The 3,295-nt window shown below is 68.3% G+C and carries 4 protein-coding genes; 1 reads left to right on the top strand and 3 read right to left on the bottom strand.

Translation table 11 applies throughout. From position 1 onward, the window contains the following. The 3 genes from ABZ914_RS48995 to ABZ914_RS48985 all read right to left on the bottom strand — a co-directional run. A partial coding sequence (locus ABZ914_RS48995) for a DUF305 domain-containing protein (protein ID WP_500201462.1) occupies positions 1-1,052 on the bottom strand: 1,052 nt, incomplete at its 3' end. Continuing rightward, positions 1,049-1,654 (bottom strand): thioredoxin-like domain-containing protein, encoded by a 606-nt coding sequence (locus tag ABZ914_RS48990; protein WP_500201461.1) that lies wholly within the window; start codon positions 1,652-1,654, stop codon positions 1,049-1,051. The genes ABZ914_RS48995 and ABZ914_RS48990, both read right to left, overlap by 4 nt. Before the next feature lie 105 nt (positions 1,655-1,759). Beyond that, complete coding sequence (locus tag ABZ914_RS48985) at positions 1,760-2,260, bottom strand: hypothetical protein (protein ID WP_500201460.1); 501 nt, start codon at positions 2,258-2,260, stop codon at positions 1,760-1,762. A 146-nt stretch (positions 2,261-2,406) separates the two neighbouring features. On the opposite strand from ABZ914_RS48985, the gene ABZ914_RS48980 reads away from it, so the two are divergent. Further along, entirely contained in the window at positions 2,407-3,201 is a 795-nt protein-coding gene (locus ABZ914_RS48980; protein ID WP_387030510.1) for a phosphatase PAP2 family protein, read from the top strand. Positions 3,202-3,295 lie beyond the last annotated feature (94 nt).

Below are 3,295 nucleotides of genomic sequence, written 5' to 3'. Positions count from 1 at the left end.
GTTGAACTTGAACTTGGAGCAGTATAGACGCTATAAGTGACTACAATTTCTTGAGTTGGATCAACAGATGTCCCTACATTTGGATAGACTGAGTAAACATAACCATCAGCTTGTTGATTCGTTGTTGCTTGAGGGTCTAGTGTAATATTAGTGAATCCTGCAGCTTTTAAGGCAGCTTGATACTGTGAATAAGTCATATATTGACCGTTCGGTTTATAATCCGGAACTTCAACTTGTTTTCCACTTGAAACTTCAAAGGTAATTTTTTCACTCCCTTTGGTATCAAAACTAGAACCTTTTTTAGGGCTTTGTTTAATGATTGTACCTGCTGGGTAAGAATCACTAGGAACGGAAGTTTGAGTGACTTGGCTTTCATCAATACCATAATCCTTAAGTAATGTTGCCATCGCCTCATCAATCTTTTCACCGACAAAGTCCTTCATTTTGATGATATCTTCATTTCCCGTAGAAACATAGATATCAACGGGCCGCACCTGATCGCGGCCGGTCCGGTCGAGGACGGCGCGGGCCATGTCCACGCCGCCGCGGTGGTGCGCGATCATCAGCCGGAGGAACCGCACCTCGGCGTCCTTGCCGGACGCCTTGCGGAGCTCGGCGAGCTGCGCGTCGGTCGCCATCCCCGGCATGCGGGCGGCGCCGGGCGCGGTGGCCCGCGGCATGGCCATCCCGGCGTGGCCGGACATCCAGCGCATCGGGCCCGCCGGATCGGTCTTGGGCAGCCCCCACTGGTCGAGCCAGGCCGTCATCATGCCGATCTGCGCCGACTGGGTGTTGATGATGTCGTACGCCAGCAGCCGGACGGCGGGGTCGGACGTCCGGTCCCGGACGATGAACGACATCTCCACGGCCTGCGCGTGGTGGGCGCTCATGTCGCGGGCGAACCCGGCCTCGGGCCCGTCGGTGCCCGGCTCGCCGGACTTCCAGGCCGTCGTCCCGATCAGCGTCGCGGCGGCGAGCAGCACCAGGGCGGCGACGGCGATGGTGACGCGGCGGCCCCGGGACCGTTGGCCGTCGTTCTCGGTGCCGGTCACGGCGTGTCCTTGGCGCCGTCGCAGGCCGCCCCCGGCTCGGGGGTCTGGGGGCCCTTGACGTAGGCGCTCAGGAACCGGTCGACGCGCGCGTCCCCGGCGTCCTGGACCTTCAGCTGGTGGCCCCACGCGGTGAGCGCCACCGGCGCGTCCAGCGACGGGTACGGGCTCAGGAACGTGTAGTCGGTGCGCTCGACCTTGGCCTTGAGCGCGTCCAGCTGGGCCGCCGCCAGGCCGGGCCGGTAGGTGATCCAGACGGCGCCGTGCTCCAGGGAGTGGACGGCGTTCTCGTTGCGCAGCGGCTGGTCGTAGACGCGGCCGTCGCAGTTCTGCCAGACGGGGTCGTGGTCGCCGCCCATGGGCGGGTTCGCGTCGTACTTCACCGGGTCGCTGGTGTGGTTGCGGGTCAGGCCGTCCTTGACGACCACGCCCTTGATGGACGCGGTGTCGGCCGAGGAGGGCCTCGACTGCAGGAAGGCGTAGCCGATGGCGGCGACCGCGATCACGCCGATCACGGTGAAGAAGGCGATGCCGCCCCACGGCACCTCACGTCGCGTCAGGGCGTTCTTCTTGCGGGCGTTCTTGTTCCGGGCGCTCTTGGACACGGAGCGGTCCTCTCAGGGGTCTCTGCGGGCATACGGACACGGCGGCATCGCGCGGGCGCGGGCATGCGCGCCGGGGCGGTGCCGGTGGGCCTTACGGCCGGTCCGTCACAGCCGGAGAACCTGGAGGGACGTCAGGGAAACGGGCGAGAAGAAGCCGCCGGTCGGCGGCGCGGGCGCCCGGCCGGCGCGGGCGGGCAGGCGCAGCAGCGCCCGGCGGCCCCTGGCGAGCCCCAGCAGCATCAGGGCGAAGAGCACGGCCAGACACAGGCACACATCCGCCGGAGCCAGCGGGGGCAGCCTCAGCGGCGCGCTGAGGGACGTCACGGAGGGTCCGGGATGTCCCGGTACCCCGTGCACGGGAGCGGTGTGGACGGTGGGCGCCTGCCCGGTGGGGGCGCGGCCGGCCGCCTCGGGCCCGCCGGGCTTCGCCGGGGCGTGGTGCAGCGCGGCGGCGACCTCGGCGGGCACGCTCATCCCGTTCTCGATGCACACGCGGTCGGGCAGGCCGTGCCCGAGTCCGTAGCTGAAGACGAGCCCGGCCACGACGAACAGCGCCACGAGCAGGCCCGCCTGCCCATGGCGCCGGCGGTGGGCCGTTCCGGACACCGTCACGCTCCTGATTCCGTCTTCCGGCCGGTAACAACGCGGCGGCGGGACGGGGGGTTCCCGACCCCGTCCCGGTCCCCGGGTGGAGACCGATACGCTCCTGGCATATCAGGCATACCGCGGCGGGTGGCTGGAGGACGAACCCTATGCGGCGACCAGGGGGTACGGAGGCCATTCTGCGACGTGATCTGACCGGTCGCCGCCTCGCGGCGGCGACCGCCCTGCAGGTCCTGGTGATGGGCGTGGTGATCGGGGCCTACGAGCTGGGCCGCCATTTCGCCGACGGCCGCCCGAGCGACGCGTTCGCGCACGCCCGGTGGCTGTGGGATCTGGAACGCACGCTCCACCTGCCGGACGAGGCGGCGTTCCAGAAATGGGCGCTCGGCTGGGACGGCTGGGTGCGCGCGGCGAACGAGTACTACGTCCGCGTGCACTTCCCGGCGATCCTGCTGTTCATGGCGTGGATGTGGTTCCGGCACCGGGAGGGCTGGCCGCGCGTCCGCGCCGTGATCGCGATCACGGCGGCCGCGGCCCTGGCGCTGCACTTCGCCTTCCCGCTGGCACCGCCCCGCATGCTGCCCGGCCACGGGTTCATCGACCTGATGAACGTGTACGGCCCCAGCTCCTACAGCTCAAAACCGGGGGAGGGGATGGCCAACCAGTTCGCGGCCATGCCGTCCCTGCACGTCGGGTGGGCGCTGCTCGTCGCCTGGGGCGCGATCCGCTACGGCGGGGGCCGCTGGCGCTACATCCTGGCGCTCCACCCCGTCCTCACGTTCCTCATCGTGGTCGTCACCGCCAACCACTACTGGACGGACGGGATCGTCGGCTGCACGATCGTCGTCGTCACGCTGTGGGCGACGTCCAGGGTCCCGGCGCTGGCGGACCGGCCGCCCGAGCGGACGGGAGCGTCGCTGCGGCGAGATAGTGTCGGAGCGTGACCAGCAGGGCGGAACCGGGGCAGCCGGAGGGGCTGTTCGACGATCCGGCGGCCGAGGCGGAGGGCCGCTCCCCGGAGCGTGACCGCGGCGCGGC

It is taken from the genome of Spirillospora sp. NPDC046719 (assembly GCF_040645715.1).
GTDB lineage: Bacteria > Actinomycetota > Actinomycetes > Streptosporangiales > Streptosporangiaceae > Spirillospora.
Note: the sequence above shows the minus strand (reverse complement) of the source record. Positions and strands in the feature narration are given on the sequence as shown.

Bases quoted from the DNA above. Each gene is read 5' to 3' on its own strand.
- ABZ914_RS48980 (WP_387030510.1), top strand. From the start codon at position 2,407: ATGCGGCGACCAGGGGGTACGGAGGCCATTCTGCGACGTGATCTGACC.